General features: G+C 43.1%; 19 protein-coding genes. 11 read left to right on the top strand and 8 right to left on the bottom strand.

Annotation, left to right across the window (positions count from 1 at the left end; all coding sequences use genetic code 11):
- The first annotated feature begins 3 nt into the window (after window positions 1-3).
- The 3 genes from H580_RS0106215 to H580_RS0106225 are packed head-to-tail and all read left to right on the top strand — an operon-like array spanning window position 4 to window position 2,830.
- Window positions 4-1,020: an ABC transporter permease gene (locus H580_RS0106215; protein ID WP_028594010.1), complete on the top strand. Its 1,017-nt coding sequence runs from the start codon at window positions 4-6 to the stop codon at window positions 1,018-1,020.
- The gene (locus tag H580_RS0106220; protein ID WP_028594011.1) at window positions 1,017-2,081 is read left to right on the top strand and encodes an iron chelate uptake ABC transporter family permease subunit; all 1,065 of its coding nucleotides are present in this window, start codon (window positions 1,017-1,019) and stop codon (window positions 2,079-2,081) included. The genes H580_RS0106215 and H580_RS0106220 overlap by 4 nt, the downstream gene beginning before the upstream one ends.
- The gene (locus H580_RS0106225; protein WP_028594012.1) at window positions 2,078-2,830 is read left to right on the top strand and encodes an iron ABC transporter ATP-binding protein; all 753 of its coding nucleotides are present in this window, start codon (window positions 2,078-2,080) and stop codon (window positions 2,828-2,830) included. Before H580_RS0106220 ends, H580_RS0106225 begins: the two co-directional genes overlap by 4 nt.
- 117 nt (window positions 2,831-2,947) lie before the next feature.
- On the opposite strand, the gene H580_RS0106230 is transcribed toward H580_RS0106225, so the two are convergent.
- Window positions 2,948-3,658 carry a 4'-phosphopantetheinyl transferase family protein gene (locus tag H580_RS0106230; protein WP_028594013.1) on the bottom strand — a complete coding sequence of 237 codons (711 nt, stop codon included), beginning with the start codon at window positions 3,656-3,658 and terminating at the stop codon, window positions 2,948-2,950.
- A 167-nt stretch (window positions 3,659-3,825) separates the two neighbouring features.
- Here H580_RS0106230 and H580_RS23545 point away from each other — a divergent pair, with 167 nt between their 5' ends.
- On the top strand, window positions 3,826-4,191 hold the full coding sequence (locus H580_RS23545; RefSeq protein WP_036604772.1) for a hypothetical protein: 366 nt from the start codon (window positions 3,826-3,828) through the stop codon (window positions 4,189-4,191).
- A 172-nt stretch (window positions 4,192-4,363) separates the two neighbouring features.
- On the top strand, window positions 4,364-5,449 hold the full coding sequence (yunB, locus tag H580_RS23550) for a sporulation protein YunB (RefSeq protein WP_425414113.1): 1,086 nt from the start codon (window positions 4,364-4,366) through the stop codon (window positions 5,447-5,449).
- A gap of 698 nt (window positions 5,450-6,147) precedes the next feature.
- Here yunB and H580_RS0106245 read toward each other — a convergent pair.
- A complete protein-coding gene (locus H580_RS0106245; protein ID WP_028594014.1) occupies window positions 6,148-7,200 on the bottom strand; it encodes a M23 family metallopeptidase in 1,053 nt (350 codons plus the stop codon).
- A gap of 205 nt (window positions 7,201-7,405) precedes the next feature.
- Here H580_RS0106245 and lipA point away from each other — a divergent pair, with 205 nt between their 5' ends.
- On the top strand, window positions 7,406-8,293 hold the full coding sequence (gene lipA / locus H580_RS0106250; protein ID WP_028594015.1) for a lipoyl synthase: 888 nt from the start codon (window positions 7,406-7,408) through the stop codon (window positions 8,291-8,293).
- Between the two features lie 92 nt (window positions 8,294-8,385).
- A complete protein-coding gene (locus H580_RS25400; protein WP_051217292.1) occupies window positions 8,386-9,225 on the top strand; it encodes a YutD family protein in 840 nt (279 codons plus the stop codon).
- Between the two features lie 99 nt (window positions 9,226-9,324).
- Here H580_RS25400 and H580_RS0106260 read toward each other — a convergent pair whose 3' ends face one another.
- Together H580_RS0106260 and ylbJ are read right to left on the bottom strand one after the other, a co-directional pair.
- The gene (locus H580_RS0106260; protein WP_028594016.1) at window positions 9,325-10,137 is read right to left on the bottom strand and encodes an NAD kinase; all 813 of its coding nucleotides are present in this window, start codon (window positions 10,135-10,137) and stop codon (window positions 9,325-9,327) included.
- 125 nt (window positions 10,138-10,262) lie between these two features.
- Window positions 10,263-11,513: a sporulation integral membrane protein YlbJ gene (ylbJ, locus tag H580_RS0106265; protein ID WP_036604774.1), complete on the bottom strand. Its 1,251-nt coding sequence runs from the start codon at window positions 11,511-11,513 to the stop codon at window positions 10,263-10,265.
- A gap of 421 nt (window positions 11,514-11,934) precedes the next feature.
- Here ylbJ and H580_RS0106275 point away from each other — a divergent pair, with 421 nt between their 5' ends.
- A complete protein-coding gene (locus tag H580_RS0106275) occupies window positions 11,935-12,315 on the top strand; it encodes a globin domain-containing protein (protein ID WP_028594018.1) in 381 nt (126 codons plus the stop codon).
- 32 nt (window positions 12,316-12,347) lie between these two features.
- Window positions 12,348-13,082: a DUF2225 domain-containing protein gene (locus tag H580_RS0106280; RefSeq protein ID WP_028594019.1), complete on the top strand. Its 735-nt coding sequence runs from the start codon at window positions 12,348-12,350 to the stop codon at window positions 13,080-13,082.
- Window positions 13,083-13,209: 127 nt separating this feature from the next.
- Here the strand turns inward: H580_RS0106280 and H580_RS0106285 are convergent, their stop codons facing one another.
- The 3 genes from H580_RS0106285 to H580_RS25765 form a co-directional block, all read right to left on the bottom strand.
- Window positions 13,210-13,983, bottom strand: coding sequence for a class I SAM-dependent methyltransferase (locus H580_RS0106285; protein ID WP_028594020.1), 774 nt, complete (start codon window positions 13,981-13,983; stop codon window positions 13,210-13,212).
- A gap of 254 nt (window positions 13,984-14,237) precedes the next feature.
- Entirely contained in the window at window positions 14,238-14,477 is a 240-nt protein-coding gene (locus tag H580_RS0106290; RefSeq protein WP_028594021.1) for a hypothetical protein, read from the bottom strand.
- 2 nt (window positions 14,478-14,479) lie between these two features.
- Window positions 14,480-14,656, bottom strand: coding sequence for a YycC family protein (locus H580_RS25765; RefSeq protein ID WP_084509008.1), 177 nt, complete (start codon window positions 14,654-14,656; stop codon window positions 14,480-14,482).
- 212 nt (window positions 14,657-14,868) lie between these two features.
- On the opposite strand from H580_RS25765, the gene H580_RS0106300 reads away from it, so the two are divergent.
- Together H580_RS0106300 and H580_RS0106305 are read left to right on the top strand one after the other, a co-directional pair.
- Window positions 14,869-16,677, top strand: coding sequence for a M3 family oligoendopeptidase (locus tag H580_RS0106300; RefSeq protein ID WP_036604804.1), 1,809 nt, complete (start codon window positions 14,869-14,871; stop codon window positions 16,675-16,677).
- A complete protein-coding gene (locus tag H580_RS0106305; protein WP_245583505.1) occupies window positions 16,677-17,897 on the top strand; it encodes an MFS transporter in 1,221 nt (406 codons plus the stop codon). The genes H580_RS0106300 and H580_RS0106305 overlap by 1 nt, the downstream gene beginning before the upstream one ends.
- Window positions 17,898-18,040: 143 nt before the next feature.
- Here the strand turns inward: H580_RS0106305 and H580_RS0106310 are convergent, their stop codons facing one another.
- Window positions 18,041-18,280, bottom strand: a complete 240-nt coding sequence (locus tag H580_RS0106310; RefSeq protein WP_028594024.1) for an alpha/beta-type small acid-soluble spore protein — start codon at window positions 18,278-18,280, stop codon at window positions 18,041-18,043.
- Window positions 18,281-18,290: the final 10 nt, after the last annotated feature.

Consider the following 18,290-nt stretch of genomic DNA (forward strand, 5'->3'; position numbering starts at 1 on the left):
ATAGTGCCAAACAATACTAGAACTGGGGTTGAGATTAATTCTCAACCCCAGTTTTATAACCACCATAAAATATGGACAAAACCTTTTATACTAGCAATTTTTGTTGTTATTATTTTAGGGGTTATCTCACTTTTTACTGGAGTTTATGATATACGTGGACAAGCAGACGGCTGGGATATGTTTTTCATAACTCGTGTTCCAAGAACAGTTGCATTAATGCTTACTGGTGCTGCCATGGCAATGGCAGGACTCGTCATGCAACTGATTACACAGAATCGTTTAGTTGAACCTACCACAACGGGAACTACTGAATGGGCAGGTTTAGGACTCCTTTCTGTTTATTTATTATTTCCGGCGCCAAGTTTAGTTCTAAGAATGACGGGTGCAATCCTTTTTTCTTTCATAGGAACGATGATTTTCTTTTTATTTTTAAGAAGAGTGAAGCTTCGTTCGTCTTTAATTGTACCGATCATTGGACTGATGCTTGGAGCAGTCATTTCTGCAGTTTCCACTTTTTTGGGACTCTTGTTTCAGAAGACGCAAAGTATTGAAAGTTGGTTTGTAGGTTCTTTTGCCTCTGTTCAAATTGGAAGATATGAATATTTGTGGCTAATCATTATCGTGACTATTCTCATTTTTATTTTTGCTAATCGATTGACTTTGGCTGGACTAGGAGAAGATGTCGCAACAAGTCTTGGCGTAAACTACGGTAGGCTTATTCTTTTTGCTACGGGTCTTATTTCTTTTGCAGTTGGCATTGTTACAACTGTTATTGGTAACTTACCTTTCTTAGGTCTCATTGTTCCTAATATCGTTTCCATGTTTAGAGGAGATGATCTTAGAAGTAATTTGCCTTGGGTATGCGTGATAGGCATGGGGACGATAACGTTCTGTGACATCATTTCTCGAACGATTATCATGCCTTTTGAAGTGCCTGTTTCATTAATACTTGGAACATTAGGCTCAGTCGTATTTATTGCTATTTTATTGAGACAAAGAAAACATAGGAGGCTAAGATGAACGCATTGGCATATAGAAATAAAGAAAATGTCGAAATCAATTCTGGCCTTCATAATGAAAATAGATCAGCTAGCGCTTTTCGTTCTAAGAAAGAGGAAAAACGTTATTGGATGTTGCTAATTACATTGATTGTTTTGGGCATTCTTTCTTCATACGGCCTCTTAGTTTACAACAATCCGGTTCCAATAGATTCACCTTCTTTTATTCCAGTGGTTATGAGAAGGATAGAAGCGCTTATTGCCATGATTATTGCTGCCATTTGTCAGAGCTTGGCGACGGTGGCTTTCCAATCGATTACGAATAACCGGATTATCACTCCTTCGTTGTTAGGGTTTGAATCCCTTTACTCAACGATTCATACGAGTACCGTATTTTTCTTTGGTGCTGGTGCACTGATCAATTTTAGTGGTATTGGCTCGTTTCTATTTCAAGTTGTTCTTATGGTCTTAATGAGCTTGATCCTTTATGGATGGTTACTTTCTGGGAAGTATGGAAACTTACAACTGATGCTTTTGGTTGGCATTATTATTGGTACGGGCCTGAACTCCGTATCAACGTTTATGAGAAGACTTCTGGCACCGTCAGAGTTTGATATTTTACAGGCAAGATTGTTTGGTTCTGTCAATAATGCCGATGCTGATTATTATCCAATTGTCATTCCAATCGTAATCATTGCAGCCTTGTTGCTGCTTGCCTATTCTAAGAAATTAAATGTGTTGTCACTTGGAAAAGATGCCGCTACTTCTTTTGGAGTTAAACATCAATCTAGTATCATTTATACGCTTATCTTAGTTTCTGTGTTGATGTCCATTTCAACGGCTTTAATTGGACCACTTACTTTCTATGGATTTTTAGTAGCGACATTAAGTTATCAAGCAGCGCCAACTTATGACCATAGATACATGTTTCCAATGGCACTTGCGATAGGATTTTTGATACTAACGAGTGCGTATTTTCTAATGTATCATGTATTTAATGCTCAAGGTGTAGTTTCCGTTATTATCGAGCTGTTCGGTGGAATTGTATTTTTATCTGTAATTTTAAGGAAGAGGGCTCTATGATAAAAATTAATAAGGTTAGAAAGTCTTATACGGATAAGGTTAAAATAGGGCCTTTGGATATCGAAATACCAAAAGCTGGTTTCACTTCTTTAATTGGACCCAATGGTGCTGGAAAGTCTACGACACTTTTGATGATTGGAAGACTTTTGGAAATGGATGAAGGTCAAATTACGGTCGCCAATATGGATGTTACTGCATCTAAATCGAAAGACTTAGCCCGAATTGTCACTATTTTGCGTCAAGAAAATCATTTTGTCACGAGGCTTACGGTCAGACAACTCGTTGGATTTGGACGTTTTCCTTATTCAAAGGGAAGGTTAACGAAAGAGGACGAGGCTATTATTTCGAAATATATCGATTTTTTAGAATTGACTGACCTAGAAAATAGATATTTAGATGAGCTTTCGGGTGGTCAAAGGCAAAGGGCATATGTGGCAATGGTTTTGTGCCAAGAGACGGAATATGTACTTTTGGATGAACCGCTGAACAATCTTGATATTGCTCGTTCGGTTCAAATGATGGAGCATTTGAGACATGCTGCTAATGAATTTGGAAGAACCATTCTAACGGTTATGCATGATATCAATTTTGCAGCCAAATATTCGGATCGAATTTGTGCGATGAAGGATGGACAAATTGCTGCTTTTGGAACAGTGGAAGAGATTATGAAACCAGAAATTTTGACCGATATTTTTGAAACAAAAATAGAAATTCTCGATGGTCCTTATGGTCCAATAGCGATTTATTAGCTTCCTTAATGATGATTACGATTACATGCTAAAGAGCCCTGAAGGCGTTTGAAGGTTTCATTGTTCAAACACCTTCAGGGCTCTTTACATATCACATAGATGTAAAGGGAGCTGCTATCACAACTTACACAAAGTTACTTTTTGAATAAACTCCTCACACAGCTCAGCGGCGTTACGCTGAATCGGCTGATCTGCCAGTTGCTCATGTCCTGCACAAACAGCCAACTTATACTGCGAGTCTAATTGATATTGTTTCACATACCAAGGAGTAGGATCAGTATCGGAATGAAAAGTGAATTGCCCGTCGGCACGCTTAAATGAAAACGAATTTAGAGGAATGGATAGTCCCTTTCCCACCGCTTTAATATAGCTCTCCTTCAATGTCCACAGGTCAAAGAAATAGTCCTGCCGTTCTATTTCAGGCAATGCGAATAAATCCATTACTTCTTCTTCTGAAAAAAAGCGCTCTGCTATAGCAAGATCGATTGGCTGAATATGTTCTACATCGACACCTACCTCGGACCCATCTATTGCACACACAACCCAATCCCCTGAGTGAGAAACATTATAAGAGAAAGTTGGAGTGTCTCGTAAAAATGGCTTGCCGTATGTATTGCTGTCAAAATGCAATTGTTCATGGGTTAGTCCTGTTCTAGACATCGCATACAAACGAACCGTTACTTCGCCAATAAGAGCCCTAAGCTGGTCGGGCTTGCGCATGTAGCGAGTTATTTTGTGCTGCTTGTCCGTCGGCAGAAGCTGTAGAGACTGTTCGAACCATTTTTCATCCATATTAGTAAATGAGGTTACTGCGATAATTTCCTGCATAGATTAATCCCCCAGTAACATGTGATTGTGTAAAGTATGTATTCATTATATATCATGCCATGACGCAGGGAGCTAAAAAAGAATACAGGTTGTGCATAAAAAAAGACATGTGAGGCACGATATAAAGGATGCTATTTCCAATCTATGATTGAAAAGGAGAACGACCAATGACACATACAAATACGTATCAAATTGAACAGCTTGCTCAGCAATTGATTCAGCAAACGAATGCTGCTTCACAGAAGTATCAACAGCTCTTACAGCAAGAGCAGCAAAACGCTGCACGCTTGCAGGAGCTTGCAAAAATTGAACAGCATGCTGCAAATGTGATTCAAACTGCGCTGCAAGGTCATCAAACAGCGGTACAGCAGCTGCAGCAAATTATTCATCTTGCCCACCAAGCACATTCCGTACAGGGCGGATATGCTTCAACGGGATTGGTTGCTCATGTGCAACCGCATGTAAATTATATTGAGCAATCCAACCAGCATGCTGGCTCTAATGTTTATAACCCTGGATATAGAGGATACTAATAGGTCATCCCAAGCTAGTTGATCATAGGAAGAAGACAGCTTACTTTGATTAGATTCTGTTTCGATAGCGATTCAGATCCAGTCAGTAGAGGGCTGTCTTCTTTTTTTGCTGCTTGGTGCATACATTGGAACATTACAGCTGCCCAAGCTTGCGGGAAAAGGGGGAACGATCATGGGCTGGGGAAGACGATCGTGGTTACAGCGTATGCTTGAAAGTTTGTCGATGAAACGGCATCGTCGTTGGGGACGAACTGCGCTGTTTACTAAGTCGAGAGTGCATAGTCAATGGAATGAGAAACGATGGAAAGGGACGAGACGCTGGTCATCCAGATCTCCGTCGGCAAGTAATGAGTCTAGTCGTGAAGTAGCCGTTTCGGATTATTCATCTTCTTCTACAAGGTCAATGCGTTATGCAGGAGCAGGTTGGAAGAGCGCGCCTCCTAAACCCAAACGCAGAAGACGGGCATGGTTTATCGCGCTTATTATTTTTTTACTGCTAAGTGTTCAGTTATTTCTTTATGTAGATAAGCATGTTCGTGGGCCAGTTATGCATTTGGCAAAAATCCGCATTAAGCAGATGGCGACACAAGCGATTAATAAAGCGATAAGTGATCAGGTAGCGCAAGGCAGGAAGCTGGATAAACTCATTGAGTGGAAGACGGATAATCGAGGAAAAGTAACGAGTTTTATTTTAAATTATAATGAGCATATGCGGATTACTTCGGAGACGGCGAATATTGTTCAAAATGCGCTGCGTTCCACCGAAGAGTTCCATGACCATATACCGCTCGGTCAAGCATTAGGGAGTGCATTGATCGCTTCATTTGGTCCGCGCATCCCTGTAAAGATGGAGCCGCAAGGCGCTGTAAAAGTTGAATTGGATACAAGGCCGATGGAAGTGGGCATTAATATGGTGCTTGTTGAAGTGTATATTAAAGTTGTGGAAGAGGTAGCGATTGTTATCCCATTCGATATGGAGCCTGAGGTTGTAGAAACGGAAATCCCTATTTCCTATATGCTCGTTGTGGGCGATGTGCCGATGTATTACTATGATGGCAAAGGAAAGGCAGTCGGTACCAATTCAGATCAAGCTCCAGCACTATCATTGCCTGCTCAACCGCCAACTGCCCCAGAACAAAGCAGAGGGATTACGGTATCACCAGGTGTGACGCTGCCATCTAGCGGTTCTACTCAGGGGAGTGGGAACGATTCGTCCACGGGTACGAGTGAGGGTGTCTCCACGGGTGAAGGCCATTAATTACATGAATAAGTACATGAATACGTATATTAAGGTTATTGGAATGACAGACACCAGTCGGGATTGTGTAAGGATTATACATTTTGAACAGGTACGGGCATGATCGTTTCATAATTTGAAAATGGTTAGCGGTATTTAGATGACCTAGTATAATCGATAAATAGGTTTGTTGACGTTTGTATTACTGCATGCTGCTCGTCAATAGAAATTCATGCGAAAATACATCTTTTCATACTCACTTTATCGAAATGAGCTGAAAGCCTGCGATTATGCAGTTATATTCCCTCCCTTTACTCGAAGCAGTACATAATTCAGAAAAAAAGATGCACATTTGCAGGAATTGGCCTCAAATCAATCTTTCTGGCAATATAAAGATGCACTTTTACAGTTATTTGATTAGGATAGCCCTAATCTTGAGCAAGAGCTGATTTTTAAGAGCTGTCATCATAGCAATCCCTGTCTTACTCCCTTACCCTAACGCGTGTGAAAGTGCAGAACAAGGCAAAGGTCGAGCTTGAAGTTCTAAACGAACTTTCAGTTCGACCTTTTTTAGGGATAGGAGAGATTACTATAGATGAATCGCTTACGGCGGCAACAGTTTCGAAAGTACGATTCGAAAATGGGATTTGGAACCACGTTGTTGGCTTAGACTTTTTCTAAGTCAACTTTATGCTCCTTCATTGTCTTAGTTCCTTGAACTATGATGATTTTTTATTTTTACGAAGCTTGCGATGGTCCATAGACTCCCATTGTTTCAATGAAGGGTACGGATCAAAGGCGTACTCAATCAAACCACGATCGCGATAAATACCAAAATGAAGATGAGGAGGAAACTTGCCCTGTGTTCCTGGCTTACCATAACCTGAGCTGCCTACCCAGCCAATGACTTGGCCTGGAGAGACGATGTCTCCCTCTTTCAAATCCTTTTGAAACCCGGACAAGTGTGCATAGTAGTGATATAGGTTGTCCGTATCTCTAATGCCAATGCGCCACCCGCCGTAGCGGTTCCAGCCTTTAATTTCTACAACCCCATAACAAGTGCTGCGAACAGGAACACCATGTCTTGCAAAAATATCGGTTCCTTCATGAATGCGGTAACCACCGTAATGGCGCCCCATGCCAAATGTGCTGCGATAGGAGTATATCGATTGTATGGGCAGTGGAAAAGCACGATCTTTCAAATCCAGTTGATCAAAGCGCTCGTAAATTTTAGCGAACTGTCTAATTCGCTGGACGGCTCTTGAATTTTGATAATAATTCCACAAGCCATTAGCAAAGTCTTCTTCCTGTACACCATACGAGCCTATAAAAGTGGCTACGCTGTAAAGTAAATCAAAATCATTATTTCGCTCGGCACGATTGTCCCCCGAACCGTCACGCCCAATACCGTTGAATAAACGTATCGACTTCGGATTGTTGTCGCTCATATCGGGATTGAGCATGCCTGCCCACTGGGGAGGCTCAACGACAATGCTAACGACGGGAGCGGAACGTTCACGCTTCTTAGGATTCGCAATTGTTATCGTCCGTTCGTACTGATCGATAGCTGCTAAACGATACCAAGGGATACCTGTAACGGCGCTCATTTTATCGTATAGCATGCGACGATCGGCATCATTATTTTCAGGTTTCTTGCTCTTGCCATCTGCTGTAGAAGCGGGTTTATGATAGGCCGCTGTAGCACTAATGAATGACCCGCAACCTATGGCGGCAATCAGTACGAATACCAATAGGACAAAGGGACGTGGCAATGGGAATACCTCCTAACCATAGCTGCATGTAACCAGAATGTTCACTATATGTAGCATGTGCCACAATCCATTTCTTATGCTGTCAATTTGACTTAAATCTTAAATGATTTCCGTGCAGTCAAAGGTATGGATTTTTAACCATTCATGTTATAATACTGAATTAGGTCAAGGACAAGCGAACCGAGAAAGAAGGTAGTAGAACTTCATGAAGAAAAAAGCGCAAGCTAAACCCGATTGGATACGCATCAAGCTGACCACAGGTGAAAATTATTCCGAAATTAAGGATATGATGCGCAGTAAGACGCTGCATACGGTCTGTGAAGAAGCGCGCTGTCCCAACATATATGAGTGCTGGGCTAATCGTACTGCAACTTTCATGATTCTCGGCGATATTTGTACACGCGCATGTCGTTTCTGTGCGGTTAATACAGGGATGCCGACTGAACTGGATCTTCAAGAGCCAGAGCGTGTTGCAGAAGCAGCTGAGCAAATGCAATTGCGTCATTGTGTAATTACATCTGTGGCTCGTGATGATCTCCAAGATGGGGGTGCATCCATATTTGCAGGCTCCATCAAGTCAGTACGTGGTCGGTTACCGTTATGTACTGTAGAAACATTAATTCCTGACTTTATGGGCAATTGGGATGCATTGAAGATTGTAATGGATGCCAAACCAGATATTTTGAATCATAATGTGGAGACGGTAGAACGTCTATCGGATCGTGTACGTGCGAAGGCAAAATATACTCGTTCCTTAGAACTTCTTCGTCGTGCTAAAGAAATGCAGCCTGATATTCCGACTAAATCCAGTATTATGCTTGGAGTCGGTGAAGAGTGGCATGAAATTCTTCAAACGATGGATGATTTGCGTGCGGTTAACTGCGACATCTTGACGATTGGTCAATATTTGCAGCCAACACCTAAACATTTGTTTGTAGAGAAATACTACACACCAGAACAATTTGCAGAGCTTAAAGAAGAAGGATTAAAGCGCGGCTTCAGTCATGTTGAGTCGGGACCGCTTGTACGCAGCTCCTATCATGCGCATGAGCAAGTTAAGTCAGCGCAGGAGAACGTAGCGGCCAAGGCATAACATCGTTCATTACATCTATACATGGTAGGACGCGCTTCGCCGTTATGCTGCGGGCGGGATAGTACTGCAGCACGGAGAAGGAGGAATAGAACGTGATTCATATCGGCGGGAGAACGTATGAGCTTGTTCATGAATACAGAAATGCGTGGAACCCAGATTTTTTCCGCGAACGATACAGCGAAGTTCTAGAGCGATATGACTATATACTTGGTGATTGGGGCTACAATCAGCTTCGGTTGAAGGGATTTTTTAAAGAAGGTCATCCGAAGGCATCGAAAGAGACTACAATTGCAAGTATGATGGATTATGTAAATGAGTATTGCAATTTTGGTTGTGCTTATTTTGTCCTCGAACGAGTGGCTAATAAGGATGGACGTACAAATGTAGAGTGGACAGAACTTCCTACAGAAGCGGAGCAGGAAGGTGCTGCTGCTTTGGAGGAAGTGAGGCTTGATGGTGAGGGAGAAGCCAAACCGGAAGGTATCAGTTTTCCAGTTCGTTCTTCTGTGAAGGAAGAGGGCGCAAATGAAACGGTGGCAGCAGGAATGATGCCTAACCGCTCTAAGCGACATACTCGTCCTGAACGCAATGAGCGTGGACGTAATCGCTATAACCGCTCAACTCGTGAAGATAAGCCTCAACAAGGTCAAGGTAGACAGGATCAAAAGGAACGTGCGGAGAAAGCCGATCATCTTGAACGGCATGAGCGTACAGAGCGGAATGAGCGATCTGAGCGTCCTGAACGAAGCAAGCCGAACCGCAATCGTGCCAAAGCTCGTTCGAAATCTCAGGCTAATCCAGGTGCAGTAGATTCGAACAAGCCTAATAAACCGCATGCGAATAAAGATGGCGGCCCGCGTCGCAATGGAAATGCTCATCGAGCTGCTCCAGATCCACTTCCATCAAATACAAGTCCATCAACGACAACATAATTCAGTTATCACATAGAAAGGGCTGTCCCTTGAGTAGTTAGCACTACTTGAGGGACAGCCCTTTCATGATTAATGTAATGTTTATACGTATGGGGCCGATTACTCGTAGCCAAGAAAGGCTTCACGTACGCGATTCCAAAATGGGAATGGCCGATAGCGAACAAAGGTCACGGTTTGATCCGATACTTGACAGCGAATAGACGATAAATTTTCCACAGTCGAATTGAGATGATCAATCGTTAAGAGCAATCGCTGTTCCTTGCGTGAGAAAATATCAAAGTGATGATGCTTAGGTAAGACGAGCGAAGAGCCTAACGTTCGGAACACTCTGTTGTTTATAGAAGCAATTTCTGCAAGCTGAATAGAAGCGATAGACGGGTGGACCATGGCGCCGCCCAAACTTTTATTGTACGCCGTACTCCCTGATGGAGTGGAAACGCAAATGCCATCTCCTCTAAACATTTCGAACAATTGGTCGTTGATGTCAATCTGGGCCACAAGAGTGCCGTCGATTCCTTTTAACGTGAATTCATTAAGTGCCGTATGTCTAGTTGTTTCTTGATGATGTGTAGTCACAATTAAATCGATTAATGGATATTTGACGATTCGAGGCTGTAAAGTTTCAGCTTGATTGTGATTGCCCATCAGTTGGACGAGCAGCTCTATCTCATCAGCCTTCCAATCCGCATAGAAGCCAAGATGCCCTGTATGAATACCGACGAAGGCAGTACTGTTAAGTTGATCAATATAACGGTGGAACGCTTGCAGCATTGTGCCGTCTCCGCCAATGGAAACTACGATGTCAGGTGACTCGTCATGATGAATGAGTTGCTGTTCGGCTGCCAAATAATGAAATCGTTCTGTTAACTCGAGTGATAACTCATCTCCGCGATTCAAGATTGCGTATTTCAAAGCGTTGGCTCCTTTTTATGGTGTACAAGTTTTTGAATAATTGTTTCCTCTACATGAAAGAGGTTTCCAGTCATTTAGTCATCTTCATCTTAATATGTCTTTCATAGGAAAACAATCGCCAACTTTTATCGCAATAAGCGAATAATGCGAACGATGTAGGATCCCAGTAGTAGTACTAAGCAAATACCTAGTGTTAGGTATGCTCCCCATTGCAGGGTATAGACAACCCATGACCAGTTCGTATGCGCTTCTGAAATGGTGGGTGGCATTAAAAATGAAGACCATGCTGCTGAATAAGGGGCAAGCCATGGAAATAATAAATAAGCAAACAATCCAGCGAGTATGCCATGTAGAAATCGTGCTATAAGAAATGGAGTATAACGCAAATCCGATTCATTTAGCAGACTTGCCACCTGTGCATGTACAGATAGTCCTGCCCACGATACGATCCAAGCTGCTGCTGTAACTTGCATGCGCAAATCAGAGCCTTCAGCGCTTCCGGCTGCTTTGGAGCCAAGTGTAACTTCAAATAGCCCCCCAGATAGTGCAGGTGCGAGAGATTCAGGCAAGTGTATCCATGATAAGAGCATACGAAGTGTATGATCCCATAATTTCATCATGCCAGCAGAGGTGAGCAGTTCCATGAGGACAGAGAAAAAAACAACAAGCCCTCCCACAACCATCATTAATTTTAAAGAAGATTGGATAGCTTGTGATAGTAACGTCCCTAATGGTCGTCCATCCTGCAAACGAGCAGTATGCATTGCTCGAAATGCAGTTATCCATATGGATGGCGAACGTGATGTTAAACGGCTAGTTGAAGTCGTTACCTGATCTGTGGCTGGGGTAGTGGGCGTACGATAAGCATGGAAACGCATCATGATGCCAAGAAGCAGGCCCGCACCGTAATGTGCAATGGCAAGTGGCAAGGCAAGAGCAGGACTTCCAAAAAAACCTACAGCAACAGCTCCTATTAAAAAGATAGGATCTGATGTGGTCGTGAATGAGACGAGCCGTTCTCCCTCCTCCCGCGTAAGAAGTCCCTCAGATCGGAGTCTGGTCGTCAGCTTGGCACCTACAGGATACCCTGAAGCATATCCCATCGCTACCACGAAACCACCTACCCCTGGAACCCGAAACAAAGGCCGCATGATTGGGTCTAATAGTGCTCCAATTCCATGAACAATGCCGAACCCAAGCAGTGCTTCCGATATAATGAAAAATGGCAGTAGAGAAGGGAACAGCACGTCCCACCAAATACCTACTCCTCGTAAGGCCGCTTGCAGAATAGATGCCGGATATTGCAGCATAAGGGCGAATATTGCGCTCAATAGTATAAAGCGGACAATACTCCCTATTTTAATGTACCAAGGCATAATATGCTCTCCCTCCGCGCACCGTAACGATGTCTGGGACAAGAGGTCCCAATGGATCATATGAAGGATATTGGACAATCATGACATGGGAATAGGGCTTTGTAATCAAATTGTAAAGAAACCGCTTGCATTTTTTAATATAAAAACGGCTATCCTTATGATACAATTTCATTAAATAATTGATGAAGCGCTAAAGTAACCAATCTAATTGGGTTGAAATAGGGGGGAGACGAATGAGTATTATAGCTGGTATTCTTGTTTGTGCTTTCGTCTACGTCATTCGAGAGTCGCTGATTAGTCCTGCTGAAGAAGAGTGGAAATACTATTGATAACCATGACGCTGAACACACCGTTCAGCGTTTTTTTGTGATATAATGAGCCCGAAACTTTATGGTCACTTTATAGAAAGATAGGTGAGAACGTGCAGCGGTATCAAGGTAGTATATATGAAGCATTAGGAGGAGAACCGGTACTTCGCCAAGTAGTCGAGGCGTTCTATCCTAAAGTACAAGCACATCCATTAATTGGGCCATTGTTCCCTGAAAATATTGATCCTGTAGTAGAGAAACAGCTCTTGTTTTTAACTCAATTTTTTGGTGGTCCAGCAATCTATTCAGAACTATACGGACATCCAATGATGCGAGCTCGGCACCTTCCTTTTCCGATTACGCCGAAGCATGCGGATGCGTGGTTGAGCTGTATGGAAGCCGCTCTACAAGAAGTGAATGTTGATGCAGAACTTTCGCAGTTTATTATTGAGCGTCTGCGTGGTCCAGCGTATCACTTTGTTAATCAACCTTAGTCAGTCAACATATAAGAGGGGGCATATTGTAAATGAATTCCTCGGTTGAAGTTGAGCCTTTATATCAAATTGATGTTCGGTGTCCTCAATGTGACATACCTTATCGAACATCAAGAGTTCGCTCCCGATTTAAGCATGCCAAACAAGTGGACAGTGACTTCTGTCAACACTATTCAAATGAACGCTACAATCCTGACTATTATGTGGTGTGTGTATGTCCGCATTGTGGGTGTGCAACGACAGAGAACAGTAAAAAGCAATGGACGGACAAGCAGAAAGCGCAGTTTCAAGAACGGATCGGCAAGCAGTGGACAGCACGAGATTATGGGGCAGAGCGGAACTGGGAAATGGCTTTGCAAACGTACCAATTGGCAGTACTGACCGCGCAAACGATTCAAGAGAGCGACAGAGTGCTGGCGGGGCTGCTTCATCATACAGCATGGCTGCATCGGTATCGGAATAATACCGAACAAGAACTGCGGTATTTGAAGTTTGCTCTACAAGCATACGTGGCTGTTTTTGAAAAAGAAGCTGCCGAGCTAAATGATGCAAAACTCATTTATATGATAGGTGAGTTATATCGTCGGCTTGGTCAATTTCAAGATGCTGCTAAATGCTTTGCAAGACTCATTCATGATAAAAAAATTATGGATGCGGCGATGATTCGTGCGGCGCGTGAGCAATGGGCGGTTATGCGTGAAGAGATGCAAGCTCAGAAGCTAGAAACACCAGATGAAATGTTCCAAGAGAAACGGATTGTACTGTAAAGTTTGCTTGGTAACCGTGGTAATAACATAAGATGTTCACATAAAAATTTTTAGAAAATAAAACAAGCCATCCCGTTATGCGCCGCAGCGTGTACAGGATGGCTTGTGTGTTTATCAACAAGCATTTTTAAACTTCTTTTTTGGCTTGAATAAGTGCAGATTGCCCACGGAAGCTGATGATTTGCTGTTTGCTCGTTTGAATTCGGAAGTAATGTTGTGTGTCATATGATGCTTCCAGCATCAGTTGAGTAAGCTCTTGCCGAACTTGATCGGATTGCCCCATGCGCTTAAACCATTCATCAAAGGCAAATGTTTTAGGGAACGTATACATGCTTTCGATAGTAAAGCCGCTGGATTCCAAAAAATACATCCATTCCCCTTTCTTAAACGCTCGGTTGTGGCTAGGGTCCCTCTTTTTCTCAACGGTATTGTAAAATTGGTCAAGGAGGTCTGATTCAGGAGCTACGTTATCAATAATCAATAATCGACCGTTTCGTTTAAGCACACGGTATGATTCTTGAATAAACGAATGGACGTCAGGGAAATGGTGAGCGGCAATCCGACAGGTAATAATATCAAAGCTGTGGTCAGCAAACGGGAGCTTCTCAGCGTCCCCTTCTACAAACTGAATATGCTGATGTCCATTCCCTGTTATAAATGATTCCGCACTCGCAAGAATCTCAGGTGTCATATCATAAGCAACAATGTGCTTGGCGTAAGGTGCCAATGCATTAGCAACATGTCCGCCACCAGTGGCAATGTCAAGTACAGAAGAGTGATTCTCGCTTAAAGCTAGCATGACGAGCAGATCTAAGTCTTTTCCTTTAGCATGAGTTTGGCTTGAAACATACTTCGATGCGTGTTGGCCGAACTGCTGCAATACTTGCTTTTTGATATCCATGGATTTGCCCCCTCATCCGTATCGTTCCATTGTATGAAACTATGTTTCATTATTATCACAAGTGGATTATAACTAAATTGTTCCAATCGTGTAAAGGGGAATTTTATTTCCACAGCCATGCACAAACAGACAAAACCCCGGCGCTCTTACATAGAGTCAATCCGGGGTAAAATGATTTATGAATTCGCATGTGAAAAGTGACTGCAGATTCATTCGTAATAGAAATACGAATAAGTAGCCATTAGCGTTGGTGACTAAGGTAGTCTAGGCAATTTCTTGTTAGCAAGCAAATAATCACTGTCTGCGTCTACTATTGTCACGCTGCTGTTGCAGCAAGGGAATACGAGCAAGCGCTTCTTGCCATCATGGATATCTGGCAGTTCCTCAGGGCGGATTGGTAATAGTACATGCTTCTGATGACAATAAGGACATTGCTGCGCGTAAAGATCTCCCATCTGTTCATCATAGGGAAGTGTATTTTCAAATGGAATCATAGTTAAGCCTCCTTGCCGTCCACTTTCTCTTCTGATGAATTTGATGACGATTGGGCCGCGATCTCGGCAAGTTTTTGCATCAATATGTGCTGCGGCATATGCATCAATTGTTCTAATGGGACACCAAGAGCTTCAGACAGCTTGACAGCAGTGTCAGCTGATATTTGTAATGGTCTCATCGATAGACCTCCTTCAAATAATATCTTTGTTGAACCTAGCAGGACCACGGGTGTAATATGGATTATAGTCTAGTTATACACGTTCAGCACCGAATTGACAAATCGGGAATTGAAGCTCAATTCCGAACAAATGAGTACAGCTTAGAATAGACAACATGAATCAAACGTTTCGTGCTGCTACAGTTATACCAATTCAGAAAGGTGTGTACATCGTGAAATTACCTCTACAGCAAACGTGGGACTTGGAAGTTATTTTCTCTGGAGGCTCTGAATCAGAAGAGCTCCAACAGGCTATGGTTCAATTGGAGAAAGACATGCAAGTATTGCATGAGACATTGAAGCAGTTTCCTGTCATCGAAACAACGGAAGACGTACATAAACTTGCAGCAAACACGTTGGATATGCAGGATATCTCGGCGCGAGCGCACGAAGTGGGAAGCTTTATTGGCTGCTTGACGTCGCAAAATGTGAAAGACAAGAAGGCAATTCAATTGACAGGACGTGTACAAAGCTTACGTGCACAGCTAGTTACGTTGAATACGTTGTTTGATGAGAAATGGAGCGCGATGAACGATGAGCTCTGGCAGCAATACATTTCTTTGCCGGATATGAAGGGCATCCAATTTCCATTGAATGAACGTAGAGATTGGGCACGTGAGAAGCTTTCTCCAGAACAAGAGGCGCTAATTGGGGATCTATCTATCGATGGTTACCATGCGTGGGGAGAATTGTATAACCGTATTGTTTCACAAATACGTATTGAAGTAGAGGATAATGGAGCACAATTGCAATTGTCTGCAGGACAAGCGCATAACCGTCTGTCTCATCCTGAACGTGAAGTTCGTGAAGAAACATTCAAGCTGTGGGAACAAGCTTGGTCTGAACAAGCTGACTTCTGTGCTGAATCGTTGAACCGTATTGGCGGCTTCCGCTTGAAGCTGTATGAGCATCGTGGTTGGGATAATGTGTTGAAAGAACCTTTGGCTATTAACCGTATGTCTACGGACACCTTGAATGCGATGTGGGATACGATTGTGAAGAACAAGCCAGCATTCGTGAAATATTTGGAGCGCAAGGCGAAGCTGTTAGGTGTAGAGCGCTTATCTTGGTGCGATGTAGATGCTCCAATCGGCAGCACGCAATCTAAGATTGGATATGATGAAGGCGCGCAAATGATCGTTGAGCAGTTCAATAAGTTCAGTGAGAAAATGGCGCAATTTTCTGTACACGCCTTTGAGAATGGATGGATTGAGGTAGAGGATCGCGCTGGCAAGCGTCCAGGTGGATTCTGTACAGGACTTCCGGTAAGTAAGCAAACACGCATCTTTATGACTTATGCCGGTACACCATCTAATGTATCCACGTTGGCACATGAACTTGGTCATGGATACCATCAATTTGTTATGGATGATCTGCCAGAAATGGCGCAGAATTATGCCATGAATGTGGCAGAGACGGCTTCAACGTTTGCTGAGATGATCGTTGCGGATTCTGCTGTAAAACAAGCGAAGGATGAGGATGAGAAGCTTTCCTTAATCGAAGACAAAATTCAACGTTCTGTTGCATTCTTTATGAACATTCATGCACGCTTCTTGTTCGAAACTCGCTTCTATGAAGAGCGCCGCAAAGGCTTGCTCTCTGTTGAGCAATTGAACGAACTTATGGAAGAAGCGCAGAAGGAAGCATACTGTGACTCGCTGTCATCGTACCATCCGCATTTCTGGGCATCTAAATTACACTTCTATTTGACCGGTGTTCCATTCTACAACTTCCCGTATACGTTCGGCTACTTGTTCAGCACGGGCTTGTATGCACGTGCACAGGAAGAAGGAACAACGTTTGCAGCGAAGTATGATGATTTGCTGCGCGATACAGGCAGTATGACGGTAGAAGATTTGGCTCAGAAGCATCTTGGTGTTGATTTGACACAAGCAGACTTCTGGCAAAGTGCAATTGATGTGACGGTTCAAGATATTGAGCAATTTTTAGCGATGACGGATAATAAGGATGCAGTAAAATAGTGAATTCTATACAGCTTAAACTGGTACACACGTTGTTCCATTCAACAAACTCTGTATTTATTCCTTACTTGCCGCTGCTGCTGATGCAAAGAGGGTTCAGTACGATTGAGACGAGTACACTGCTTATGCTCGGACCTTTTATTGCTATGTTTGCCCAGCCGGTGGCAGGAGTGATAAGCGATAGAATGGGAGCGGTTCGTCCGCTCCTATTGTCGCTGTGGCTAGTAATGGGGATTTGTGCAACAACAATGTTTCTAACGACCGACCCTTACATAACGACAGCAAGTTTATTAATCATGTATATCTTTTTCATGCCTACCGTATCGTTGTTGGATGCCTTAACTGTGAAAATGGCACCTGTATTAGGTACCACCTACAGTTCTATTCGATTGTGGGGATCTGTTGGCTTCTGTCTTATGCTTGTAGGAATGGGCATGTTTTTCGATCAGATTGGTGGGGTTAGCGCTCTCCTATGGATATTCCTCAGCATTTGGTCTGGAGTTATGATGATGTTTTTAATTATGCGTGAACCAGAGGCGCTCACTTCAGGAGTAGGTGAAGTGGAGGAGGCAGGCAAACCTCGTACTTTGAATTGGCAGTCCGTTCGACAAGTATTTTCGAACCCAACCTTGTTGGTGTTCTTCGGCATGCTTATGCTGATTGCAATTCCTCATCGTATGAACGATGGTCTGCTTAGCATTCATCTTCAAGCTGAAGGTGGGACAGGCAATCATATTTCATGGGCTTGGGCAGTAGCTGGAGCGAGTGAAATTGTTGGCTTTTTCTTTATGGGCAATATCGTGAAAAGATTTTCGATGCAGCGCATGCTCTTGATCGTATCCATTTTGTATACAATTCGGTGGGGGCTGTGTGTAGTGTTTACGGATCCGTGGGCGATTGTCGCGATTCAAGCGATGCATGCCATTACTTTTGTAGCGGTTTGGGTAACATCTATCGAATTCGTTGCCCGAATTTTGCCGAGGGAAATGAATGCAACGGGTCAAGCACTGTTGAACATGCTGTTTATTGGCGTCGCTGGTATTGCAGGAGGATCAATTGGTGGAGCGCTGCATGAATCGTATGGCGGTGCAGGGATGTACAGCTTCGGTATCGTGTGCGCCGCATTAGCTGCGATTGGATTCATGATATGGTCCAGTCAATCGAAGAAGCGTAAGCAAGTATATAAAAAGGTTAGCAGCAAGCAGGTCTCATCTATGTAACATAGCAGCTCGATTTGAAGTCGTATGACCACGGCGAAATGATGCTGTATCACTTCACAACAAAAAGAAGAAGCTCTAGTTGAGCTTCTTCGGCACTAGGAGTTAAGTATATAGGTGGAGAAGCGTCACATTGATACAATTAGTTAGCGCGTACTGCGTCCGCCAGCTAGTTGCTGTTCACCAATTTGGACAAGGCGTTTTGTGATGTAACCACCAATAGTACCTGTGTCACGAGTGGTGTAATTGCCGTAGTAGCCGTCTTGTGGAATTGGAATTCCTAGCTCATGTGCAATTTCATATTTTAATTGTTGTAAAGCTGCAGTTGCTTGTGGAACAACGAGGTTGTTCGTGCGGCTTTGGTTGTTAGCTTGATTTCCTGCCATGTTGTTCACC

The sequence above is a fragment of the Paenibacillus assamensis DSM 18201 genome, from assembly GCF_000422445.1.
GTDB lineage: Bacteria > Bacillota > Bacilli > Paenibacillales > Paenibacillaceae > Paenibacillus_B > Paenibacillus_B assamensis.